25 protein-coding genes are annotated in these 20,306 nt (G+C 37.8%); 20 read left to right on the top strand and 5 right to left on the bottom strand.

Going from position 1 to position 20,306, the window contains the following annotated elements; translation table 11 throughout:
• Positions 1–26: 26 nt before the first annotated feature.
• From rpsH to dnaK, 17 genes are all read left to right on the top strand, one after another.
• Positions 27–425, top strand: a complete 399-nt coding sequence (gene rpsH, locus LY11_RS12375; protein WP_111633992.1) for a 30S ribosomal protein S8 — start codon at positions 27–29, stop codon at positions 423–425.
• Between the two features lie 18 nt (positions 426–443).
• Complete coding sequence (gene rplF, locus LY11_RS12380; RefSeq protein WP_068403489.1) at positions 444–1,001, top strand: 50S ribosomal protein L6; 558 nt, start codon at positions 444–446, stop codon at positions 999–1,001.
• A gap of 5 nt (positions 1,002–1,006) precedes the next feature.
• The gene (rplR, locus tag LY11_RS12385) at positions 1,007–1,360 is read left to right on the top strand and encodes a 50S ribosomal protein L18 (protein WP_068403486.1); all 354 of its coding nucleotides are present in this window, start codon (positions 1,007–1,009) and stop codon (positions 1,358–1,360) included.
• A 17-nt stretch (positions 1,361–1,377) separates the two neighbouring features.
• The gene (rpsE, locus tag LY11_RS12390; protein WP_068403483.1) at positions 1,378–1,896 is read left to right on the top strand and encodes a 30S ribosomal protein S5; all 519 of its coding nucleotides are present in this window, start codon (positions 1,378–1,380) and stop codon (positions 1,894–1,896) included.
• A 4-nt stretch (positions 1,897–1,900) separates the two neighbouring features.
• The gene (rpmD, locus tag LY11_RS12395; RefSeq protein WP_068403481.1) at positions 1,901–2,080 is read left to right on the top strand and encodes a 50S ribosomal protein L30; all 180 of its coding nucleotides are present in this window, start codon (positions 1,901–1,903) and stop codon (positions 2,078–2,080) included.
• Between the two features lie 107 nt (positions 2,081–2,187).
• The gene (gene rplO, locus LY11_RS12400) at positions 2,188–2,634 is read left to right on the top strand and encodes a 50S ribosomal protein L15 (protein ID WP_068407681.1); all 447 of its coding nucleotides are present in this window, start codon (positions 2,188–2,190) and stop codon (positions 2,632–2,634) included.
• 13 nt (positions 2,635–2,647) lie between these two features.
• Positions 2,648–3,988 (top strand): preprotein translocase subunit SecY, encoded by a 1,341-nt coding sequence (gene secY / locus LY11_RS12405; RefSeq protein WP_111633993.1) that lies wholly within the window; start codon positions 2,648–2,650, stop codon positions 3,986–3,988.
• Positions 3,989–3,994: 6 nt separating this feature from the next.
• Complete coding sequence (gene map, locus LY11_RS12410) at positions 3,995–4,780, top strand: type I methionyl aminopeptidase (RefSeq protein WP_111633994.1); 786 nt, start codon at positions 3,995–3,997, stop codon at positions 4,778–4,780.
• 71 nt (positions 4,781–4,851) lie between these two features.
• Entirely contained in the window at positions 4,852–5,070 is a 219-nt protein-coding gene (gene infA, locus LY11_RS12415) for a translation initiation factor IF-1 (RefSeq protein ID WP_008244555.1), read from the top strand.
• Between the two features lies 1 nt (position 5,071).
• On the top strand, positions 5,072–5,188 hold the full coding sequence (rpmJ, locus tag LY11_RS12420; protein WP_010599887.1) for a 50S ribosomal protein L36: 117 nt from the start codon (positions 5,072–5,074) through the stop codon (positions 5,186–5,188).
• A gap of 81 nt (positions 5,189–5,269) precedes the next feature.
• Positions 5,270–5,647 carry a 30S ribosomal protein S13 gene (rpsM, locus tag LY11_RS12425; protein WP_068403475.1) on the top strand — a complete coding sequence of 126 codons (378 nt, stop codon included), beginning with the start codon at positions 5,270–5,272 and terminating at the stop codon, positions 5,645–5,647.
• Positions 5,648–5,668: 21 nt separating this feature from the next.
• Positions 5,669–6,058, top strand: coding sequence for a 30S ribosomal protein S11 (gene rpsK / locus LY11_RS12430; RefSeq protein WP_041878538.1), 390 nt, complete (start codon positions 5,669–5,671; stop codon positions 6,056–6,058).
• A 65-nt stretch (positions 6,059–6,123) separates the two neighbouring features.
• The gene (gene rpsD, locus LY11_RS12435) at positions 6,124–6,732 is read left to right on the top strand and encodes a 30S ribosomal protein S4 (protein WP_041878578.1); all 609 of its coding nucleotides are present in this window, start codon (positions 6,124–6,126) and stop codon (positions 6,730–6,732) included.
• A gap of 80 nt (positions 6,733–6,812) precedes the next feature.
• Positions 6,813–7,805, top strand: a complete 993-nt coding sequence (locus LY11_RS12440; protein ID WP_068403471.1) for a DNA-directed RNA polymerase subunit alpha — start codon at positions 6,813–6,815, stop codon at positions 7,803–7,805.
• An 83-nt stretch (positions 7,806–7,888) separates the two neighbouring features.
• A complete protein-coding gene (gene rplQ / locus LY11_RS12445; protein WP_111633995.1) occupies positions 7,889–8,428 on the top strand; it encodes a 50S ribosomal protein L17 in 540 nt (179 codons plus the stop codon).
• Positions 8,429–8,515: 87 nt separating this feature from the next.
• Positions 8,516–9,700 (top strand): class I SAM-dependent methyltransferase, encoded by a 1,185-nt coding sequence (locus LY11_RS12450; RefSeq protein ID WP_111633996.1) that lies wholly within the window; start codon positions 8,516–8,518, stop codon positions 9,698–9,700.
• Positions 9,701–9,884: 184 nt separating this feature from the next.
• Positions 9,885–11,798 (top strand): molecular chaperone DnaK, encoded by a 1,914-nt coding sequence (dnaK, locus tag LY11_RS12455; RefSeq protein ID WP_111633997.1) that lies wholly within the window; start codon positions 9,885–9,887, stop codon positions 11,796–11,798.
• A 139-nt stretch (positions 11,799–11,937) separates the two neighbouring features.
• Here the strand turns inward: dnaK and LY11_RS12460 are convergent, their stop codons facing one another.
• The 4 genes from LY11_RS12460 to LY11_RS12475 all read right to left on the bottom strand — a co-directional run bounded on the left by LY11_RS12460 (position 11,938) and on the right by LY11_RS12475 (position 16,991).
• On the bottom strand, positions 11,938–12,837 hold the full coding sequence (locus LY11_RS12460; RefSeq protein ID WP_111633998.1) for a nucleotidyltransferase family protein: 900 nt from the start codon (positions 12,835–12,837) through the stop codon (positions 11,938–11,940).
• Between the two features lie 103 nt (positions 12,838–12,940).
• Complete coding sequence (locus LY11_RS12465) at positions 12,941–14,056, bottom strand: M42 family metallopeptidase (protein WP_111633999.1); 1,116 nt, start codon at positions 14,054–14,056, stop codon at positions 12,941–12,943.
• A 47-nt stretch (positions 14,057–14,103) separates the two neighbouring features.
• On the bottom strand, positions 14,104–15,648 hold the full coding sequence (locus LY11_RS12470; RefSeq protein WP_111634000.1) for an acyl-CoA carboxylase subunit beta: 1,545 nt from the start codon (positions 15,646–15,648) through the stop codon (positions 14,104–14,106).
• A 110-nt stretch (positions 15,649–15,758) separates the two neighbouring features.
• Positions 15,759–16,991, bottom strand: a complete 1,233-nt coding sequence (locus tag LY11_RS12475) for a porin (protein ID WP_111634001.1) — start codon at positions 16,989–16,991, stop codon at positions 15,759–15,761.
• Between the two features lie 252 nt (positions 16,992–17,243).
• On the opposite strand from LY11_RS12475, the gene LY11_RS12480 reads away from it, so the two are divergent.
• The 3 genes from LY11_RS12480 (at position 17,244) to can (ending at position 19,922) form a co-directional block, all read left to right on the top strand.
• On the top strand, positions 17,244–17,528 hold the full coding sequence (locus tag LY11_RS12480; RefSeq protein ID WP_245952727.1) for a hypothetical protein: 285 nt from the start codon (positions 17,244–17,246) through the stop codon (positions 17,526–17,528).
• A 78-nt stretch (positions 17,529–17,606) separates the two neighbouring features.
• Positions 17,607–19,202: a SulP family inorganic anion transporter gene (locus tag LY11_RS12485; protein WP_111634003.1), complete on the top strand. Its 1,596-nt coding sequence runs from the start codon at positions 17,607–17,609 to the stop codon at positions 19,200–19,202.
• A gap of 6 nt (positions 19,203–19,208) precedes the next feature.
• Entirely contained in the window at positions 19,209–19,922 is a 714-nt protein-coding gene (can, locus tag LY11_RS12490) for a carbonate dehydratase (RefSeq protein ID WP_111634004.1), read from the top strand.
• Between the two features lie 68 nt (positions 19,923–19,990).
• Here the strand turns inward: can and LY11_RS12495 are convergent.
• Positions 19,991–20,306, bottom strand: a 316-nt coding sequence (locus LY11_RS12495; RefSeq protein WP_146610840.1) for an IS3 family transposase, incomplete at its 5' end; no start/stop codon positions are given.

The following is a 20,306-nucleotide window of genomic DNA, read 5'->3' on the forward strand; positions in this document are numbered from 1 at the left end:
GAAACCACTATCACAAATCAACAAAGATGAATACAGATCCAATAGCAGATTATCTTACAAGAGTAAGAAATGCCATTAAGGCAAATCACAGAATTGTAGAAATTCCTGCATCAAATCTTAAAAAGGAAATTACTAAAGTACTTTTTGACAAAGGTTACATTGCCAACTACAAGTTTGAGGACACAACAGTTCAGGGAACGATTAAAATCGCCTTGAAATACAATCCTATAACTAAAATCCCTGCTATCCGCACATTAATGCGTATCAGCAAGCCAGGTTTAAGGCAGTATGCAGGCGTTGATAATATGCCAAGAGTATTGAACGGTTTAGGTATCGCTATCTTGTCTACTTCTAAAGGAGTTATGACAGATAAAGAAGCGGCCAGACTAAACATTGGTGGCGAAGTTTTGTGTCACGTTTATTAATTAAAGGAGGATAGCAAAATGTCAAGAATAGGAAAAGCCCCAATTAGTGTACCTGCTGGAGTAACAATTACAGTTGATAAAGACAATTTAGTAACTGTAAAAGGCCCAAAAGGTGAATTAACACAAGCAGTTGATGTAGACATCACTGTTTCTCAGGAAGACGGTGTAGTTACTGTAACTCGCCCGACTGAACAAAAAAGACACAAAGCATTGCATGGTTTATACCGTTCATTGTTAAACAATATGGTTATTGGTGTAACAGAAGGTTACAAAATCTCTCAGGAATTAGTTGGTGTGGGTTACCGCGCAACTAACACAGGTAATACACTTGATCTTGTTTTAGGTTTCTCTCACCATTATGTATTCCAATTACCGGAAGAGATTAAAGTTACTACGACTTCAGAAAAAGGTCAGACTCCTAAAATTATTTTAGAAAGTATTGACAAACAACTGATCGGTCAAGTAGCAGCGAAAATACGCTCGTTACGTGCACCAGAGCCATATAAAGGTAAAGGTATCAAGTTTGTAGGCGAAGTGTTAAGAAGAAAAGCAGGTAAATCAGCTTCTAAAAAATAATCATCATGGCAGGGAAAAAATTATCTCGTAGAGATCGTATAAAAAAAGGAATCAGAAAAAGACTTACCGGTTCTGAAAGCCGTCCACGTTTATCAGTTTATAGAAGCAATAAAGGAATTTATGCTCAAATCATTAACGACGTAACTGGAAGCACAATCGTATCAGCATCATCATTATCTAAGGATTTTTCTAGTAATGGTAACAAATCAGAGCAATCTGTAGCTGTAGGTAAATTAGTAGCTGAAAAAGCAATCGCAGCTGGCATTAAAGAAGTTGTTTTCGACAGAAATGGCTATTTATACCATGGTCGCGTAAAATCGTTGGCAGAAGGTGCCCGTGAAGCTGGTTTAGTATTTTAATCTGAAAATAGATAAGAATGTCAACTATCAATATAAAAAGAGTTAAGACTAGCGAGGTCGAATTAAAAGACCGTTTAGTTAGTATACAACGTGTTGCCAAAGTAACCAAAGGTGGACGTACTTTCAGTTTCTCAGCTATCGTAGTTGTTGGAGATGAAAACGGAATCGTAGGTTATGGTTTAGGTAAAGCAAAAGAGGTAACTGAAGCAATTGCTAAAGGTATCGATGATGCTAAAAAGAACTTGGTAAAAGTTCCTTTATTAAACGGTACTGTTCCTCACGAACAAATCGGTAAATTCTCAGGTGGTTTTGTATTAATCAAACCAGCAGCAGTAGGTACAGGTGTTATCGCGGGTGGTGCAATGCGTGCTGTTTTAGAGAGTGCTGGTGTACACAACGTATTAGCAAAATCAAAAGGTTCATCAAATCCTCACAACGTGGTAAAAGCAACAGTAGATGCTTTAACAAAAATGCGTGATGCTTATACCATCGCTCAGCAACGTGGTGTTGATTTAAACAAAGTTTTTAACGGATAAGAACATGGCTAAGATCAAAATAACCCAGGTAAAAAGTATCATTGACAGAAGCGAGCGTCAAAAAAGAACTATTCAGGCATTAGGTTTAAGAAAAATAAACCATTCTGTAGAAGTTGAAGCTAACGCTGCTATCATTGGAATGATAAGAAAAGTGAATCACTTAGTAGCTATCGAAAGTATATAATTCGCAGAGGTTGTAAATTAGTTTAATTTTGCTAATTTGCAACCTTTGTATATGTTTAACCGTTGCCCTGATTAGTGAAAGCGAAGGGCAGCACAAGAAGTTTCAAAATGAACTTAAGTAATTTAAAACCTGCATCAGGTTCTACTAAAAATAGTAAAAGAATAGGTCGTGGTACTGGTTCTGGTCGTGGTGGTACTTCCACTCGTGGTCATAAAGGTGCTGGATCACGTTCTGGTCACAAAACTAAAATCGGTTTTGAAGGTGGTCAAATGCCATTACAACGTCGCGTACCTAAGGTTGGTTTCAAACCAATTAACCGTGTTGAATATGTAGGCGTTAACTTAGACGTATTACAAGGTTTAGCAGAAAGGTTCAGCTTAACAACTATTGATTTCGCTACTTTGCAAGATCATGGTTTAGCTCACAAAAATGATCTGATCAAGATCCTTGGACGTGGTGAAGTAAAATCTAAAATCGAAGTTAAAGCACATGCTTTTTCTGCAACTGCACAGAAAGCTATTGAAGCTGTTGGAGGCTCAATAGAAAAATTGTAATTAATTATAATTAATGAAGAAGCTCTTTACTACTTTAAGTAATATTTGGAAAATTCAAGAATTAAAAGAGCGTATCGTATTTACGCTCGTAATTCTTTTGGTCTACAGGTTCGTTTCCCACGTGGTTTTACCAGGTGTGGATGCAACAGCTTTAGGCGATAATCAGAAATCCGGGATCCTTGGTCTGCTTGATATGTTTGCCGGGGGTTCATTCTCCCGCGTATCTGTTCTTGCGCTTGGGGTAATGCCTTATATTTCTGCATCAATTGTAGTTCAGTTATTAGGTATCGCTGTTCCTTCTTTCCAGAAAATGCAAAAAGAAGGAGAGAGTGGCAGAAATAAATTAAATCAGATTACCCGTTACTTAACTGTAGCTATTACAGCTGTTCAGGCTGTTGGTTATGTAAAGACTCAGGTCCCTGCAGAAGCAATTCTGATTGACCACACTTTATTCTTCGTGCTTGCAACATTTGTTTTATCTGCCGGTACTTTGTTTGTGATGTGGTTGGGGGAAAAAATTACTGATAAAGGTATAGGAAATGGTATTTCACTAATCATCATGGTTGGTATTATTGCACGTCTTCCGATAGCTTTACAACAGGAGATCAGTTCAAGATTTGTTGGAGACGGTGGCTTAATCGCGCTTGTTCTGGAGATCGTAGCACTGTTTGCTGTCGTGATGTTTACTATCCTTATTGTTCAGGGTGTCCGTAAGGTTCCTGTTCAATATGCAAAACGTATTGTTGGTAACAGACAATTCGGTGGCGTAAGACAATACATTCCATTGAAAGTGAATGCTGCAGGTGTAATGCCAATCATCTTTGCTCAGGCACTGATGTTTATTCCAACCACAGTAACTCAGTTCTTTCCTAAATTGCAGAATACCTGGTTAATCCAGTTTAGTGATCCTACTTCACTGGCTTATAGCTTAACGTTTGCATTTTTAATCATTGCTTTCACATTCTTCTATACTGCGATTACTGTTAATCCGGTACAGATGTCTGATGATATGAAGAAAAATGGCGGTTTCATTCCTGGTATTAAACCAGGCTTGTCAACTTCATCTTATATTGATGATGTAATTTCTAAGATCACCTTTCCAGGTTCAGTATTCTTAGCTATTATCGCTATCCTTCCATCGATTGCTGTAAAATTCGGTATCAAATCTGAATTCGCGCATTTCTATGGAGGTACATCACTGCTTATTTTAGTGGGTGTTGTGTTGGATACACTGCAACAGATTGAAAGTTATTTATTAATGCGTCATTATGACGGGTTAATGAAAACGGGAAGAGTAACAGGTCGTACAGGTGTAGCTGCTGCAAATACAAGCAGTAGCAATGCTGTAATTTAATATTGAATGTCTAAGGTTTATTATAAGTCTCCCGAAGAAGTAGAGCTGATCAGGGAAAGCTCCTTATTGGTGTCTAAGACGCTTGCAGAAGTCGCAAAGATCATAGCACCAGGAGTTACTACGATGCAGTTAAATAAACTCGCGGAGACTTATATACAAGATAACGGAGCAATCCCTGCATTTCTAAACTATAACGGATTTCCATATTCACTTTGTATTTCTCCAAATGAGCAGGTTGTTCATGGGTTTCCAGGTGATTATGTGATACAGGAAGGCGATTTAATTTCTGTCGATTGCGGTGTTATTAAAAACAACTTCTTTGGTGACTCGGCTTATACTTTCTCAATCGGAGAGATTAGCCCTGAACGTCAGAAGCTGGTTGATATCACTCAGGAATGTTTAAAACGTGCCATTGATAAAGCTGTTGTCGGGTCCCGTATCGGTGATGTAGGATTCGCAGTTCAGTCTTTAGCAGAGGAGAACGGTTTTGGTGTAGTGAGAGAGCTTGTTGGTCACGGTGTTGGCGTTAAATTACATGAGAAGCCCGAAGTACCAAACTATGGTAAACGGGGCACAGGGATGAAATTAGAGGAAGGAATGGTAATTGCCATAGAGCCAATGATTAACGCCGGTACTGCTAATGTAAAGTTTTGGTCTGATGGATGGACTGTTACAAGTCGTGATAATTCACCGTCGGCACATTTTGAGCACACAATTGCTGTTAAAAAGGGCAAGGCAGACGTTTTATCGACCTTTTCATTTATTGAAGAAGTTTTAAAAGAAAAAAGGTAAATAATTAAATATTTTTATTTAATTTTGCAACCCTGTTTAATAGCAGCTAATCAAGTAAAAATCAATATTATATGGCTAAACAAGCCTCGATTGAACAAGACGGTGTAATAAGAGAAGCATTATCGAATGCCATGTTCCGCGTAGAGCTGGAGAATGGTCATGAGATTATCGCTCATATCTCAGGTAAAATGAGGATGCACTACATTAAGATATTACCTGGGGACAAAGTAAAATTAGAGATGTCGCCTTACGATTTATCAAAGGGCAGGATTACTTATAGATATAAATAAAATGAAAGTTAGGTCATCAATTAAAAAACGCAGCGCTGATTGCAAGATTATTCGTCGTAAAGGTAAACTTTACGTAATCAACAAGAAAAATCCTAAGTACAAGCAGCGTCAAGGTTAAGAAAAAATTATTGAGGTATGATTAGATTGAATGTACAGGTTACTCAATCTGTCGTCAATTAATCAAACATTTAGTACAAATATGGCAAGGATATCAGGTATAGATTTACCAAGAAACAAAAGAGGCGAAATTGGACTAACTTACATCTTCGGTGTAGGCAGATCAACTGCTCAGCGTATATTAACTGAGGCAGGTATCGATTTTAGCAAAAAAGTACAAGACTGGTCTGATGAAGAATTATCAGCGATACGTACAATCATTAACGACGGAATTAAAGTAGAAGGTGCTTTACGTTCTGAAGTTCAGTTAAACATTAAACGTTTAATGGATATTGGTTGTTACCGCGGATTACGTCACAGAAAAGGTTTACCGGTACGTGGACAACGTACTAAGAACAATTCTCGTACTCGTAAAGGCAAGAGAAAAACAGTTGCTAACAAGAAAAAAGCTACTAAATAAAATTAGTAACGAATAATAATTATGGCTAAGAGTAAAAAAGTAACCAAAAAGCGTATTGTTGTTATTGAACCAGTAGGTCAAGCACATATCAATGCGACTTTTAATAATATCATTGTTACCCTGACAAATAACAACGGTCAAACTATTTCATGGTCTTCAGCTGGTAAAATGGGCTTCAAGGGTTCTAAAAAGAACACTCCATACGCTGCCGGACAAGCTGCATCTGATTGTGGTAAAGTAGCTTTTGATTTAGGTCTGCGTAAAGTAGAAGTTTTTGTTAAAGGTCCAGGTTCAGGTCGTGAGTCTGCAATTAGAACATTGCAAATCTCTGGTATCGAAGTTACCTCAATCAAAGATATTACACCGCTTCCACACAATGGATGTCGTCCTCCTAAGAAGAGAAGAGTTTAATTTATTAATTTTTAAAGCTAAGAGTCTGCAGCTTAAGGTTGTATGATACTTTAAAACAAAAAGCAATGGCAAGATATACAGGACCAAAATCCAAAATCGCGCGTAAATTCAGAGAACCAATTTTCGGTCCTGATAAAGTATTAGATAGAAAAAACTATCCTCCTGGACAACATGGTGCGTCTAAAAGAAGAGGTAAACAATCTGAGTATTCAGTACAGTTAATGGAGAAACAAAAAGTTAAATACACTTATGGTGTGTTAGAACGTCAGTTCCGTAACTTGTTTACTAAAGCATCTTCCCGTCAGGGCATTACAGGTGATAACTTATTACAATTATTAGAAGCTCGTTTAGATAATACAGTTTATAGATTAGGTATTGCAACTACTCGTTCTGCTGCTCGTCAGTTAGTTAGCCATAAACACGTAACAGTGAACGGTGAAGTAGTAAATATCCCTTCTTATCAATTGAAAGCTGGTGACGTTGTTGCAGTTCGTGAGAAATCTAAAACTCTTGAAAGCATCACTAATTCAGTAGCAGGAAGAGTAATCAATAAGTTTAATTGGTTAGATTGGAATGCTTCGGAATTAAGCGGTAAGTTCTTAACTTATCCAAATCGCGACGAGATTCCAGAAAATATCAAAGAAAACCTTATTATAGAGTTGTACTCTAAGTAATAAATTTAGTTAAAGCCTTTTATACAGGCTTTAACTATTTTACGTTACATAATTTTAATAACGATCTAAAAACATTATAAATGGCAATTTTAGCATTTCAGAAACCCGATAAGGTCATCATGCAGAAATCAACGGATTTCGATGGTATATTTGAATTTCGTCCTTTAGAACCCGGTTTCGGTGTAACAATTGGTAATGCCTTAAGAAGAATTTTACTTTCTTCTTTAGAGGGGTATGCCATTACAAGTATTCGTTTTTCTGGCGTATCACATGAATTTTCTACAATGAAAGGTGTTGTAGAAGATTTAACTGAAATTATCCTTAATTTGAAACAAGTTCGTTTTAAAAAAGCTGGTGATTCAGGTGAATCTGAAAAAGTCTTTATTGTAGTTAATGGCCAGGATCAATTTCTAGCAGGAGACATAACTAAGTTCTCTAACAACTTCGAAGTCCTTAATCCGGAATTCGTAATTTGTAACATGGAGAAATCAGTTACTTTAGAGGTAGAATTAACTATCAATAAAGGACGTGGTTATGTTCCGGCTGAAGAAAATAAAATTAATGATGCTGTAGTTGGCGTAATCGCGATCGATTCGATCTTTACTCCAATGAAAAATGTAAAATATACGATTGAAAACTATCGTGTTGAACAAAAGACAGATTATGAAAAATTAATTTTAGATATTTCTACTGATGGATCTATTCATCCTGAAGAAGCATTAAAAGAAGCAGCTAAAATTCTAATTCAGCATTTCATGTTGTTCTCTGATGAGAACTTAGTATTAGAATCTCAGGCTAAAGAAGAAACTAAAGAAGTTGACGAGGAAATTTTACATATGCGTAAAATCCTTAAAACTGAATTAGTTGATCTTGATTTATCAGTTCGTGCATTAAACTGCCTAAAAGCAGCTGACATCCGCACATTAGCTGATTTAGTTTCTTATGATGTAGCTGATATGTTAAAATTCAGAAACTTCGGTAAGAAATCATTAACTGAAATCCAGGAATTAGTAAAATCTAAAAGCTTATCATTCGGTATGAATTTAGGTAAATACAAACTGGACGAAGAATAACAACAGACAAATAACAATATTGTTAATAGTGTGTAATTCCCTCTTTAATTCAGAAGAGACGGTGCACACTGAATAGAAAAAAAATGAGACACGGTAAAAAACACAATCACTTAGGCAGAACTAAGTCCCATCGTAAAGCGATGTTGGCTAACATGGCCTCATCATTGATCAAACACAAAAGAATCTCTACTACTTTAGCAAAAGCAAAAGCTTTGCGTATGTATGTTGAGCCTCTGATCACTAAATCTAAAAATGATACTACGCATTCTCGTCGTACTGTTTTTAGTTATTTACAGGACAAAGATTCAGTTACTGAATTGTTCCGTGACATAGCTGCTAAAGTTGCTAACCGTCCAGGTGGTTATACCAGAATTATCAAATTAAACAATCGTTTAGGTGATAATGCTGAAATGGCTTTCATCGAACTTGTTGATTACAACGAAGTTTACGGTAAAGAAGTTGCTACTGAAGAGAAGAAAACAACACGTCGTGGTAGAAGTAAAGCTACTACTAAGAAAGCTGATGCTACTGACGCTCCTGCTAAAGCAGAAGCTGCAGCGGATACTGAAGCTGTTGTTGAGGCTCCTGCAGCTGAAGAAACAAAAGAAGATAAAGGAGAATAATATTCTTCCTCATCAAAATACAGAAAGCCCTGTTCTTAGTTGGACAGGGCTTTTCTTATATATAAGTTATCATCAATCTATAATTTTATGTCCAATCAATCTATCCTTCAGGAATTCCATAAGCAGTTAGCGGACAGTATACCGGCTAATGTATTTGTAAAGGTTTCCCTTGGTAATTACCAGGGCAATGACAAGGAACTGAAGAATGTTTATGTGCGCCGGATAAAGATTAAAAAAGTAGAAATGCTTTCTTTTACTTACCGGAATAAAACCAGGGATATTGTAAAGAACTTTTCAATTGAGGATGGACTGACCAGGATTGATCATTTTATCAGCAATGATTTTAGAATCTGTACTTTTTTTAGCACAGAGAAAGAGGTCATTATTGAACATGATAAAAAGGGTGTCATCACGGTTAGAGAAAGATTCATCAAGACTGAAGCTCCGGTTGTGCTTTCGCATGATAAAGAGAAGAAAAGATTGATCCAGCCTGCCGGCAAAAATTATTTGCAGGAGCTAAATATCACTGATGCTACCGGAACTGTTTATAAAAACGCTCAGGATAAGTATAAACAGATTAATCAATATGTAGCGTTATTGGATCCGCTGATCCGGTCTTTACCTGCTGGTAAATTTAAAAAGGTGGTAGACATGGGCTCAGGTAAAGGTTATCTTACTTTTGCTTTGTACGATTACCTGGTGAATGTATTAAAGATTGAAGCAAGCGTTACTGGGGTGGAATATCGTCAGGACCTGGTGGATTTATGTAATAAAATAGCTTCGAAGTCTAACTTTAAGGGACTCGATTTTGTTCAGGGTACTATTGAAGATTACGCGTCGGCAGAGATCAACTTGTTAATTGCTTTACATGCCTGCGATACGGCCACTGATGATGCAATTTATAAAGGGATCAAAGGGAATGCGGAACTTATTGTCGTTGCACCTTGCTGTCATAAGCAGATCAGAAGACAGATGGAAAAAGGAAAGGCTGTAAATGAGCTGGACTTTTTAACGAAGTATGGTATCTTTTTAGAGCGTCAGGCGGAAATGGTGACTGATGGAATCAGGGCATTAATACTGGAGTATTTTGGGTATAAGACGAAGGTGTTTGAATTTATTTCAGATGCACACACCCCCAAAAATGTACTGGTTGTAGGAGTGAAAACCAAAGAACAAGCAGTGGATAAAGAAGAGATTCTGGAGAAAATTAAACGGACAAAAGAATATTTTGGCATTGAGTATCATCATCTTGAAACATTAGTCAAGTTTTGAGGAATTTGCAGCCATAGAAAATGTCAATTATGACAACCTGTCAGAATTGTAAAAGGTTTTCATTTACATTTTAACCAAAATCTAAAAACGAGTGCCTGTTTAACTGACAAATGCCAATTGGCACATTGCTTGTTAAATAGAATTAGGAAATAAGAATTCATAACATAAACAAAGATAAAATAGCATGTCAAAAATTATTGGTATAGACTTAGGAACAACAAACTCTTGCGTAGCCGTAATGGAAGGTAACGAACCTGTAGTTATAGCCAACAGTGAGGGGAAACGTACAACGCCATCCATTGTTGCTTTTGCAGAAAATGGTGAACGTAAAGTAGGTGATTCTGCAAAACGCCAGGCAATCACTAACCCAACAAAAACAATTTATTCAATTAAGCGTTTCATGGGCAGCAGCTTTGCTGAGGTTGCTAAAGAAACTGGTCGCGTACCTTACAAAGTTGTTAAGGGTGACAACAATACTCCACGTGTTGAAATTGATGACCGTAAATACACTCCACAGGAAATTTCTGCAATGATCTTGCAAAAAATGAAAAAAACTGCGGAAGACTTTTTGGGTCATGAAGTAACAGAAGCAGTTATTACTGTTCCTGCTTATTTCAACGATGCTCAACGTCAGGCTACGAAAGAAGCTGGTGAAATCGCTGGTTTAACAGTTAAACGTATCATCAACGAGCCAACTGCAGCTGCTTTAGCTTACGGTTTGGATAAAGCACATAAAGACATGAAAATTGTTGTGTTTGACTGTGGTGGTGGTACTCATGACGTTTCTGTATTAGAATTAGGTGATGGTGTATTTGAAGTAAAATCTACTGACGGTGATACTCACTTAGGTGGTGATGACTTTGACCACATTATCATTGACTGGTTAGCTGCTGAATTCAAAGCTGAAAATGGTATGGACCTTAATCAGGATCCAATGGCATTACAACGTTTGAAAGAAGCTGCTGAAAAAGCTAAAATTGAGCTTTCAAGCACTACTTCTACAGAAGTTAACTTACCATATATCACTGCTGATGCAAGCGGACCAAAACACTTAGTTAGAACTTTAAGCCGTGCTAAATTTGAGCAATTGGCTGCTGATCTGATCAAACGTACTATCGAGCCTTGTAAATCTGCATTGAAAAATGCTGGTTTAAAAACTTCTGATATTGATGAAATCATTTTAGTAGGTGGTTCTACTCGTATGCCTGCTATTCAGGAAGCGGTAAAAGCATTCTTCGGTAAAGAGCCTTCTAAAGGTGTAAACCCTGATGAGGTTGTAGCTATCGGTGCTGCAATTCAAGGTGGTGTTTTAACTGGTGAGGTTAAAGATGTATTGTTATTAGACGTAACTCCTCTTTCTTTAGGTATTGAGACTATGGGTGGTGTAATGACTAAATTAATTGAAGCGAATACTACTATTCCTTCTAAAAAAGCAGAAACTTTCTCTACAGCTGCTGATAACCAGCCTTCGGTAGAAATCCACATCTTACAAGGTGAGCGTCCAATGGCTGCTCAGAACCGTACGATTGGTCGTTTCATCTTAGACGGTATACCTCCATCTCCACGTGGTGTTCCTCAGGTTGAAGTTGCTTTTGACATTGATGCGAATGGTATCTTACACGTAAGTGCAAAAGATAAAGCTACTGGTAAAGAGCAAAAAATTCGTATTGAGGCTTCATCAGGTTTAACTGAAGAAGAAATCAAAAGAATGAGAGAAGAAGCTGAGCAAAATGCTGATGCTGATAAAATCGCTAAAGAAGAAGCTGATAAAATCAACAGTGCTGATGCTTTAATTTTCTCTACTGAGAAACAATTGAAAGAATTCGGTGATAAAATCTCTGCTGATAAAAAAGCTCCGATTGAAGCTGGTTTAGCTAAATTACAAGCGGCACACGCTGCAAGAAGTTTTGCTGATATTGATGCAGCTCAGGAAGAATTACAAGCAGCCTGGAATGAAGCATCTGAAGAGATGTACAAAGCTGGTCAGGACGGTGGCGCACCTGCTGAAGGTGGTGCTCAGTCAAACGGTCAAACAGCTGATGCTGCTGACAACGTTACTGATGTTGACTTCGAAGAAGTAAAAGACGATAAGAAATAATCGAATCGTAAGATATAAAAAAGAGGGTAACTGAAAAGTTATCCTCTTTTTTTGTGCTTTATATTTCCGTTAAAAAAGAAGGCCTTAAATGTTGATTTAAGGCCTTCTAATAGCTTTTACTATATGAATTGAGGTTATGTTAATTCCATAGGTTTTCAGGGTATACACCGTCTTTAACCAATTGGTCGATACAAGCCTGTACAATTGGTTTGTCTTCTTTATAAGTCACACCAAACCATTTGCTATCTGTAGGAACAACTTTAAAATCTGCAGTCTCTGAGCTCAATAAGCTGTCAGCTACCAGCGGAATGAAAAATTCTGCCTTAGGGTTGTCTTTGTTTGCATGTGCAAAGTCTCTGAAAAGTTCTTCAGATATTTTAAACATTTCTGGTGTGAATCCCCAGAAGTTCATAGATACACGGGTATCTAATGATAAAGGATATTGTTTTTCGTCTTCTTCATAAACGATAGCTTCTCCTTCACGAAGTACTTTTGTACGTTCTATAATCTCTTCCAGATAGCCGTCTGCACTTACTTTACACACACCACGTGATACTGACCCGTAATCTGATAAAGTTTTACCGATTTCATAACCGATCATGGAATAGTTGCTTCCAGTAACTTCAGTAGTTAAAAACTTAACCATTTTCTCATAAGCATCCAGTCCATAAAAATCATCTGCATTGATTACACAGAATGGCTCTTTTATAGCATGTCTTGCCGCAAGAACTGCATGTGCTGTTCCCCATGGTTTACTTCTTTCTATTTCAATATCAATTCCATATTGTTTAAGATCGAAATTCTGGAATACATAATCTGTTTCTATCTTACCTTCAAGCTTGGCATCAAAGATAGCTTTAAAGTTTTCTACATATTCTTCTTTGATGATAAACACTACTTTCCCAAAGCCGGCTTTGATAGCATCGTAGATAGAATAGTCGATTATAGTCTCTCCGTTCGGACCAAAACCATCAATTTGTTTCATGCTGCCATAGCGACTTGCCATACCGGCTGCGAGTATTAATAACGTAGGTTTCATTGATTCTTAATTTTTAGTTCAAAAAGGCTTGCTTTATAATTTGCTGCCATAAAAAAGCGTGTCTGAAAGATCAAACACGCTTAATAGGCTGTGAAGATAAATCTTATTTATTGTATTTAAAATCGTGGTCTTTCTTTATGTTCAATAAAGAATGATAGATCAGGCTGATCACATTGTCTACATCTTCTTTATGGATCATTTCAACTGTAGTATGCATATAACGTAATGGCAGTGAAATTAGTGCTGAAGGCACGCCGCCATTTGAATAAGCAAAAGCATCAGTGTCAGTTCCTGTAGAACGTGAAGAAGCCTGGCGCTGGAAAGGAATGTCATTCTTCTCAGCAGTTTCAATCAATAATTTATTCAGGTTTGTTTGTACTGCTGGTGCATAAGATACAACCGGCCCTTTACCGCAGGCTAAATCTCCTTGTGTTATTTTATTGATCATTGGGGTAGAAGTGTCATGTGTAACATCGGTAACGATAGCCACATGAGGTTTAATGCGGTGTGCAATCATTTCTGCACCTCTTAAACCTATTTCTTCCTGTACAGAGTTTACAATGTATAAAGCGAAAGGTAATTTTTGTTTATTCTCTTTCAATAAACGAGCAACTTCTGCAATCATAAATCCACCTGCACGGTTGTCTAAAGCACGTCCAACGTAGTAACGGTCATTTAAGACCATGAATTCATCTTCATAAGTAATTACACAACCTACGTGTACACCTAATGCTTCAACCTCTTCTTTAGTCGTGCAGCCACAGTCCAGGAAAATGTTCTTTAAAGCAGGTGCTTCTTCTTTTTCTCCTGCACCACGGGTGTGAATTGCCGGCCATCCGAATACTGCTTTGACCAATCCATTATCTGTATGAATGTTTACGCGCTTAGAAGGGGCAATCTGATGGTCAGAACCACCATTTCTGATTACATAAATTAATCCGTCATTGGTGATATAATTTACAAACCATGAAATTTCATCGGCATGTGCTTCTATCACTACTCTGTATTCTGCTTTTGGATTGATTACACCTACTGCCGTTCCGTAATTGTCAATAAAACTTTCATCGATATAAGGTGCCAGGTAATCTAACCAAAGTTTCTGGCCAGGGTATTCAAATCCCGTTGGAGACGGGTTATTAATATATTCTTCAAAAAACTGGAGTGATTTCTTAGTTACGACAGATACATGTTTCTGCTTCTCGTCTTTCTTTTTAGCCATCTTTATATATTTATGATCAACTTTAACTTATTTAATAGAGTTCTATATTATAACGGAATATTTCCGTGTTTTTTACGTGGGTTATTCACTACTTTATTTTCTAGCATTTTAAATGCTTTGATTAGCTTGATCCGGGTGTCTGCGGGTTCAATTACTTCATCTATAAAGCCGCGTTCTGCTGCCCGGTATGGATTGGCAAATATTTCGGCATATAGCTTTTCTTTTTCCAGTAGTTTAGCGGCAGGATCGGCTGCAGCAGTTATTTCTTTCTTAAAAATAATCTCTGCTGCACCTTTTGCACCCATTACAGCAATCTCGGCTGTTGGCCACGCATAATTCATATCTGCACCAATATGTTTGGAGTTCATGACATCATAGGCACCACCGTATGCTTTTCTGATAATTACGGTAATTCTCGGTACTGTGGCTTCACTGAAGGCGTAGAGTAATTTTGCGCCATTTTTGATAATGCCATTCCACTCCTGGTCTGTGCCCGGAAGGAAACCAGGAACGTCTTCAAGCACTAATAACGGGATGTTGAAGCAGTCACAGAACCTGACAAAACGGGCTGCTTTGACTGAGGCATTGTTATCCAGTACTCCGGCAAGATAAGCTGGCTGATTCGCTACAATTCCAATACTTCTTCCTGCAAGACGTGCAAAACCGACTACAATGTTCTCTGCATAGTCTTTATGTACTTCAAGGAAGCTACCCGAATCACTCAGCTGATCAATTACACCTCTTACGTCATAAGGCTGATTGGCATTGTCAGGAATAATTTTATTTAAGGATGCCCTGGATTCATCCTGCTCTGGCTGATAAGCTAAAATTGCGGGAGTCTCCTCACAATTTTGAGGCATATAACTCAGCAATTGTTTAATATGGTTGATTGCATCCAGCTCATTCACACAAGAGAAATGAGTAACTCCTGATTTTGTAGCGTGTGTACTTGCGCCTCCCAGTTCTTCTGAGCTGACTTCTTCATGTGTAACTGTTTTAACCACGTTAGGGCCAGTAACAAACATATAAGAGGTATTTTCTACCATCAGGGTGAAATCGGTAATTGCAGGGGAGTAAACTGCACCCCCGGCACACGGGCCCATAATGGCTGAAAGTTGCGGGATTACCCCGGATGCTTGTACATTGCGGTAAAAAATATCTGCATATCCACCTAAGGAGACTACGCCTTCCTGAATACGTGCGCCACCGCTATCATTTAACCCGATTAGCGGAGCTCCGGTTTTCAGGGCCATTTCCATAATCTTACAGATCTTTTCTGCGTGGGTTTCGGAAAGTGAGCCTCCGAATATCGTAAAGTCTTGTGAGAAAATATAAACGAGCCTGCCATTGATATTTCCATAACCGGTTACTACACCATCGCCAGGGTACTTTTCTGTTTCCATACCGAAGTCTGTGCTCCTGTGGGTTACAAACATTCCTATTTCTTCAAAAGAACCCTCGTCCATTAGAAAATGGATGCGCTCTCTGGCAGTTAGTTTACCTTTTTTATGTTGACTATCAATTCTTTGCTGACCTCCGCCTGCATGTGCCTGTTCTATTTTATCCTGTAGTAACTTTATCTTATTATCCATGGAATTAAACTCAGTTTTTATAAATGTATAGGAACGTTTTTAAATTTATAAATTAAAATTGTTTATCACTTATTTTCTGTGAAACAAGGCGGATTTTAAAATGGGCCGGATTACCAGCGATATTGTAAACGTGTAGTAAATACGTCGTCTCTGATGTCTTTATTGTAATTTGTTAATTGCGTAGGGGAGTTGATTACCCGCTCATTGTAGACTGTAAGTTTTAAACGGGAACTGAATAAATAAGTCATTCCATAACCCAGGGTACTGAATTTAATATCACCCGCAGTCGTATTGTTATCCAGGCCAATCTGATCTTCATTGATCTTGCTGTTAGGATCATAAACATCATAAGCAAGCAAAGCGCTAAACTTACTTTTTAAGATTTGCTGTGTAAACCAAATATAACAGCCTGAGAAATTACGCAGGTAAAGGTCTGTAGCTGGCTGAGTAGAAAAGCTCTGACTTGCCAGTGTACCACTGATTGAGCTTGAAGCTGCTACTCCTGGTTGTATGCCGGCAACATATTCAGCTTTCAGACTGGTTGTCCCAAAGGTATTATCGTATTGGATCTGCACATTTCCGCCATAATAATTTCTTTTCAAATTGGCACCTTTGTAGGATGGATCTGTATTTTTAGTAAACCCATTTCCATTATCCGTATAGTAAGACTCGGTGGCATTGCGCACTGAGCCTTTATAAATTGATCCGCCAAAACCAATATGAAGCTTTTTATTGGCAAGACTATCAAACTTGAAGGAAAGATTTCCAATTACATCTTTTTTAGAATCGTAGTCCCTTGCAAAAAGTCCGCTTCCATTTACCACCGCAACATCAATGTTCAGAAAGCGAAGTTCTTTAATGGGTTGATAAGATAACATGGCACCAATATCACGTTCGCGTGGCATAATCGTTTGAAAGACCCTGGCACGCTCAGGAAAGTCCCTATAGCCGGAAGAGTAGACAATTGAATAGCCGAACGGCCTGTTAAATAAACCTGCGGTAAGTTGAAAGCGTTTATTGTCGGGCTGATGGAGTTGAATAAAGGCATCCATTAATTGCACGCCGTTTTGTGTCGCATCAATCTGGAAGACTACACTGGAGTATTTATCGACCCGGTCAATTTTAAGCCGTCCTCTGCGGATGATAAAACGGTTGTCGGAGTTTTCGGCAAAGTCTCCGCCTGAAAAAGATGAAATCCCCGGGGATTGTGCTTTTTGAAACTGCGTTTGCAGATAACCCGTGATTTTAATATCGTGAATATCATAAGAAGAGGGCGCATTATTACTTTGACTGAAGACTAACAGCGGATAAAACAAAACCAGGGTTAGCAGATGTTTTTTCATAGGTATAGTATGGTGATCAGGTTTAGGAACTGCGAAAGTACAGTTATTGCTAAATTAATCCACAGGTAATCTTGGGAATTTTGAGAATGAAAGGGAGTCCTGAAAACTTAATTACATTTTTTTTACATATTTTTTCAGTAAAAAGTGCTTCTTGGTATTACATTTGGAAAGTAGAAATAGCTGAATAAACACAGAATGTCCTTTTATAAATATCGATTACATATTGTTATAGCCTTTATAAGCATCTTCACCATGAAGATGATTATTTCTGCTGCGCCAGTATTTGTCGGTGATCTGGATAAGAATACCATGCAAAATGTTATTCTTCAACTAGAGCAGGAACATAGTTCTGATGGTGATTCAGGAAAGTCTTTACTCAAATTCATCGACTATAAACCGATTGATTTTCATAACACCTATACCTATGTGCCTTTACTGGTAGATTTCGGGATCAGGAATTGTTATATTGATCACTTCAAGCGGTATGTAGATCCCTATCATCCATCGGTACCCACTCCGCCGCCTAACTTTTGCTAATTCTTATTGATTAAACGGTTAAACCCATCGGGATTGACCGTAGTTAAATAATTATAAGTAATAATTAGCAGTAATGTTATGCAGAATGGAAACTCAATCTCCTCAAAGGCTGGATTGAAGAAATATATCTTAAAAAATAATTTAAAGCGCGATTTCCCGGCTAGTATAGTCGTGTTTTTAGTGGCCCTGCCGTTGTGTTTGGGAATAGCCCTGGCTTCGGGCGCACCATTATTCGCCGGTATTGTTACTGGAGTTATTGGAGGAATAGTTGTCGCTAGTATCAGCGGATCTCAGTTAAGTGTGAGTGGTCCTGCTGCTGGTTTGACAGTTATTGTATTGGGTGCTATTGCTCATCTGGGCAGTTACCAGACATTTTTACTGGCAGTGATGCTGGCAGGTTTGATGCAGATAGTGCTTGGCGTGGTCAAAGCAGGTACAATCGGTAACTATTTTCCCTCGAGTGTAATTGAAGGGATGCTTGCTGCGATTGGACTGATCCTGATTTTAAAGCAGTTGCCACATGCGCTAGGTGTGGATACTGATTTTCTGGATGAAAGTTTAAGCAGTGGCCCAATGTTCAATGTAGTAGGGGAGGCGCTAAAATTGCTTAATCCGGCTGCAATGATCATTACTGCACTTTCGATTGCAATCCTGATCTTCTGGCCAAAATTCAAAAAGCTGAGTGCTGTACCAGCTCCGTTACTGGTTGTTATTCTAGGTATAGGATTAACCTTGTTTTTTCAGCAAACACAATTCGCGTTAAAAGCTGAACAAATGGTTAATATCCCTGTCGTTAGCGGATGGGGTGAATTTTCTAACCTGTTTACGATGCCAAATTTTTCAGCTATTACAAACAAAGAAGTCTGGATTGTTGCTTTAACAATAGCTGTTGTGGCAAGTTTAGAAACCTTGCTGAGTATCGAGGCTGTAGATAAGATTGATCCTGTAAAGAGAGTTTCACCAACCAACAGAGAGCTGATTGCACAGGGACTGGGAAATATGACAAGCGGTTTGTTTGGCGGTTTACCTATGACCTCTGTAATTGTGAGAAGTTCTGCAAACGTAAATGCTGGTGGAAAGACAAAAATGTCTGCCATTTTACATGGTTGCTGGTTGTTATTGTCTTTCCTTTTTATACCTGGACTGATCAACATGGTTCCGCTTGCCTGTCTGGCAGCGATTCTTTTAGTCACTGGTTATAAACTGACAAGAATCAGTTTATTCAAACATATGTACCATAAAGGATGGGATCAATTCGTTCCATTTGTGATTACAGTCGTTGCTGTTTTATTAACTGACTTATTAAAAGGTGTGGCAATCGGTATGTTGTTGTCTGTATTTTATTTATTGCGGACTAATATGCGTAACCCTTTCTTTTACAAAATTCAGGAAGAAGGAAACAAGAAAAATCTGAGAATTAAACTGTCTGAGGAAGTTTCATTTCTGAACAAAGCAGCCATACAGGTTGTCTTGACAAAAATCCCTCAGGAAACCAATGTTATTATTGATGGAAGCAACTCCAGGTATATTCATCCGGATGTACTGGAGACCATTTACAATTTTAAACATAATGCTTATACAAAGGGGATTATAGTTACCTTAGTTGAGATAAAAGAGCATTATATAGTACCAAAGATAACTGACAAAATTATTGAAGATATTCATAAAATATAAAATATTATGTGTGCAAAATTAGAATCCCACAATCACGATATAACTTACGAAGGACTATTACAAGGTAATAAAGATTGGGTAGCGAAAACTTTAGCTGAAGACCCTACTTTTTTTGACCGTTTATCTGCTGGACAGAAGCCGCCAATTTTATGGATCGGCTGTTCAGATAGCAGGGTGCCGGCTAACCAGATTACTAATACCAATCCCGGAGATATATTTGTTCACCGCAACATCGCGAATGTTGTAGTACATACAGATATGAACATGTTAAGTGTACTGGATTATGCGGTAAACGTGTTAGAAGTTGAGCATGTTATCGTTTGCGGACACTACGGATGTGGTGGTGTTGCAGCGGCATTAAGCAACAAGCAATTCGGAATTATTGATAACTGGTTAAGAAATATAAAAGATACTTATCGTTTACATTATCATGAACTGGATAGAATATCAGATGATAAAAAACGTACGGACAGATTAGTAGAACTGAATGTTATAGAAGGTGTATTTAATCTGACTAAAACATCTATTGTTCAAAACAGATGGGGAAATGGAAAGAAATTAGGTATCCATGGCTGGGTTTACAGTTTGGAAACCGGATTAATCAAAGATCTGGGCGTAACTACAGAATCTAATGATCATATTTCTGCTGTATTTAAGATGGATGGTCTGACTAAACCTAAAGTTGAAGCTCCGGCCAAAACACCTGTTGATCAAAAATAATTTATTACAATTATAATGTTATAAAAAAAGCCGGTATTAATAGACTGACCCCAAAAAGTTGGACGAAGTTATGCAATGTTTTTAAAATAATGAGTTCGGTATTCCACCGGACTCATTCCATTTAAATTAAGCCTTACTCGATCCCTATTATAATATTTAATATACTTTCTAATCTCAGAATGTAATTGCGATACCGAGTTATATTCATTTAGATAAAATAATTCTGATTTAAGCACTCCAAAAAAGTTCTCAATTATAGCGTTATCCAGGCAGTTTCCTTTTCTGGACATACTTTGCATTATCTGTTTATCTTTTAGTTTTTTCTTATACTTCTCTAGCCTGTACTGCCAACCCTGATCAGAATGGAGAATTGGTTTTTCATGG

Source organism: Pedobacter cryoconitis, from assembly GCF_003259615.1.
Classification (GTDB): Bacteria; Bacteroidota; Bacteroidia; order Sphingobacteriales; family Sphingobacteriaceae; genus Pedobacter; species Pedobacter cryoconitis.

Bases quoted from the DNA above. Each gene is read 5' to 3' on its own strand.
- rpsH (WP_111633992.1), top strand. From the start codon at position 27: ATGAATACAGATCCAATAGCAGATTATCTTACAAGAGTAAGAAATGCC.
- rplF (WP_068403489.1), top strand. From the start codon at position 444: ATGTCAAGAATAGGAAAAGCCCCAATTAGTGTACCTGCTGGAGTAACA.
- rplR (WP_068403486.1), top strand. From the start codon at position 1,007: ATGGCAGGGAAAAAATTATCTCGTAGAGATCGTATAAAAAAAGGAATC.
- rpsE (WP_068403483.1), top strand. From the start codon at position 1,378: ATGTCAACTATCAATATAAAAAGAGTTAAGACTAGCGAGGTCGAATTA.
- rpmD (WP_068403481.1), top strand. From the start codon at position 1,901: ATGGCTAAGATCAAAATAACCCAGGTAAAAAGTATCATTGACAGAAGC.
- rplO (WP_068407681.1), top strand. From the start codon at position 2,188: ATGAACTTAAGTAATTTAAAACCTGCATCAGGTTCTACTAAAAATAGT.
- secY (WP_111633993.1), top strand. From the start codon at position 2,648: ATGAAGAAGCTCTTTACTACTTTAAGTAATATTTGGAAAATTCAAGAA.
- map (WP_111633994.1), top strand. From the start codon at position 3,995: ATGTCTAAGGTTTATTATAAGTCTCCCGAAGAAGTAGAGCTGATCAGG.
- infA (WP_008244555.1), top strand. From the start codon at position 4,852: ATGGCTAAACAAGCCTCGATTGAACAAGACGGTGTAATAAGAGAAGCA.
- rpmJ (WP_010599887.1), top strand. From the start codon at position 5,072: ATGAAAGTTAGGTCATCAATTAAAAAACGCAGCGCTGATTGCAAGATT.
- rpsM (WP_068403475.1), top strand. From the start codon at position 5,270: ATGGCAAGGATATCAGGTATAGATTTACCAAGAAACAAAAGAGGCGAA.
- rpsK (WP_041878538.1), top strand. From the start codon at position 5,669: ATGGCTAAGAGTAAAAAAGTAACCAAAAAGCGTATTGTTGTTATTGAA.
- rpsD (WP_041878578.1), top strand. From the start codon at position 6,124: ATGGCAAGATATACAGGACCAAAATCCAAAATCGCGCGTAAATTCAGA.
- LY11_RS12440 (WP_068403471.1), top strand. From the start codon at position 6,813: ATGGCAATTTTAGCATTTCAGAAACCCGATAAGGTCATCATGCAGAAA.
- rplQ (WP_111633995.1), top strand. From the start codon at position 7,889: ATGAGACACGGTAAAAAACACAATCACTTAGGCAGAACTAAGTCCCAT.
- LY11_RS12450 (WP_111633996.1), top strand. From the start codon at position 8,516: ATGTCCAATCAATCTATCCTTCAGGAATTCCATAAGCAGTTAGCGGAC.
- dnaK (WP_111633997.1), top strand. From the start codon at position 9,885: ATGTCAAAAATTATTGGTATAGACTTAGGAACAACAAACTCTTGCGTA.
- LY11_RS12460 (WP_111633998.1), bottom strand. From the start codon at position 12,837: ATGAAACCTACGTTATTAATACTCGCAGCCGGTATGGCAAGTCGCTAT.
- LY11_RS12465 (WP_111633999.1), bottom strand. From the start codon at position 14,056: ATGGCTAAAAAGAAAGACGAGAAGCAGAAACATGTATCTGTCGTAACT.
- LY11_RS12470 (WP_111634000.1), bottom strand. From the start codon at position 15,648: ATGGATAATAAGATAAAGTTACTACAGGATAAAATAGAACAGGCACAT.
- LY11_RS12475 (WP_111634001.1), bottom strand. From the start codon at position 16,991: ATGAAAAAACATCTGCTAACCCTGGTTTTGTTTTATCCGCTGTTAGTC.
- LY11_RS12480 (WP_245952727.1), top strand. From the start codon at position 17,244: ATGAAGATGATTATTTCTGCTGCGCCAGTATTTGTCGGTGATCTGGAT.
- LY11_RS12485 (WP_111634003.1), top strand. From the start codon at position 17,607: ATGCAGAATGGAAACTCAATCTCCTCAAAGGCTGGATTGAAGAAATAT.
- can (WP_111634004.1), top strand. From the start codon at position 19,209: ATGTGTGCAAAATTAGAATCCCACAATCACGATATAACTTACGAAGGA.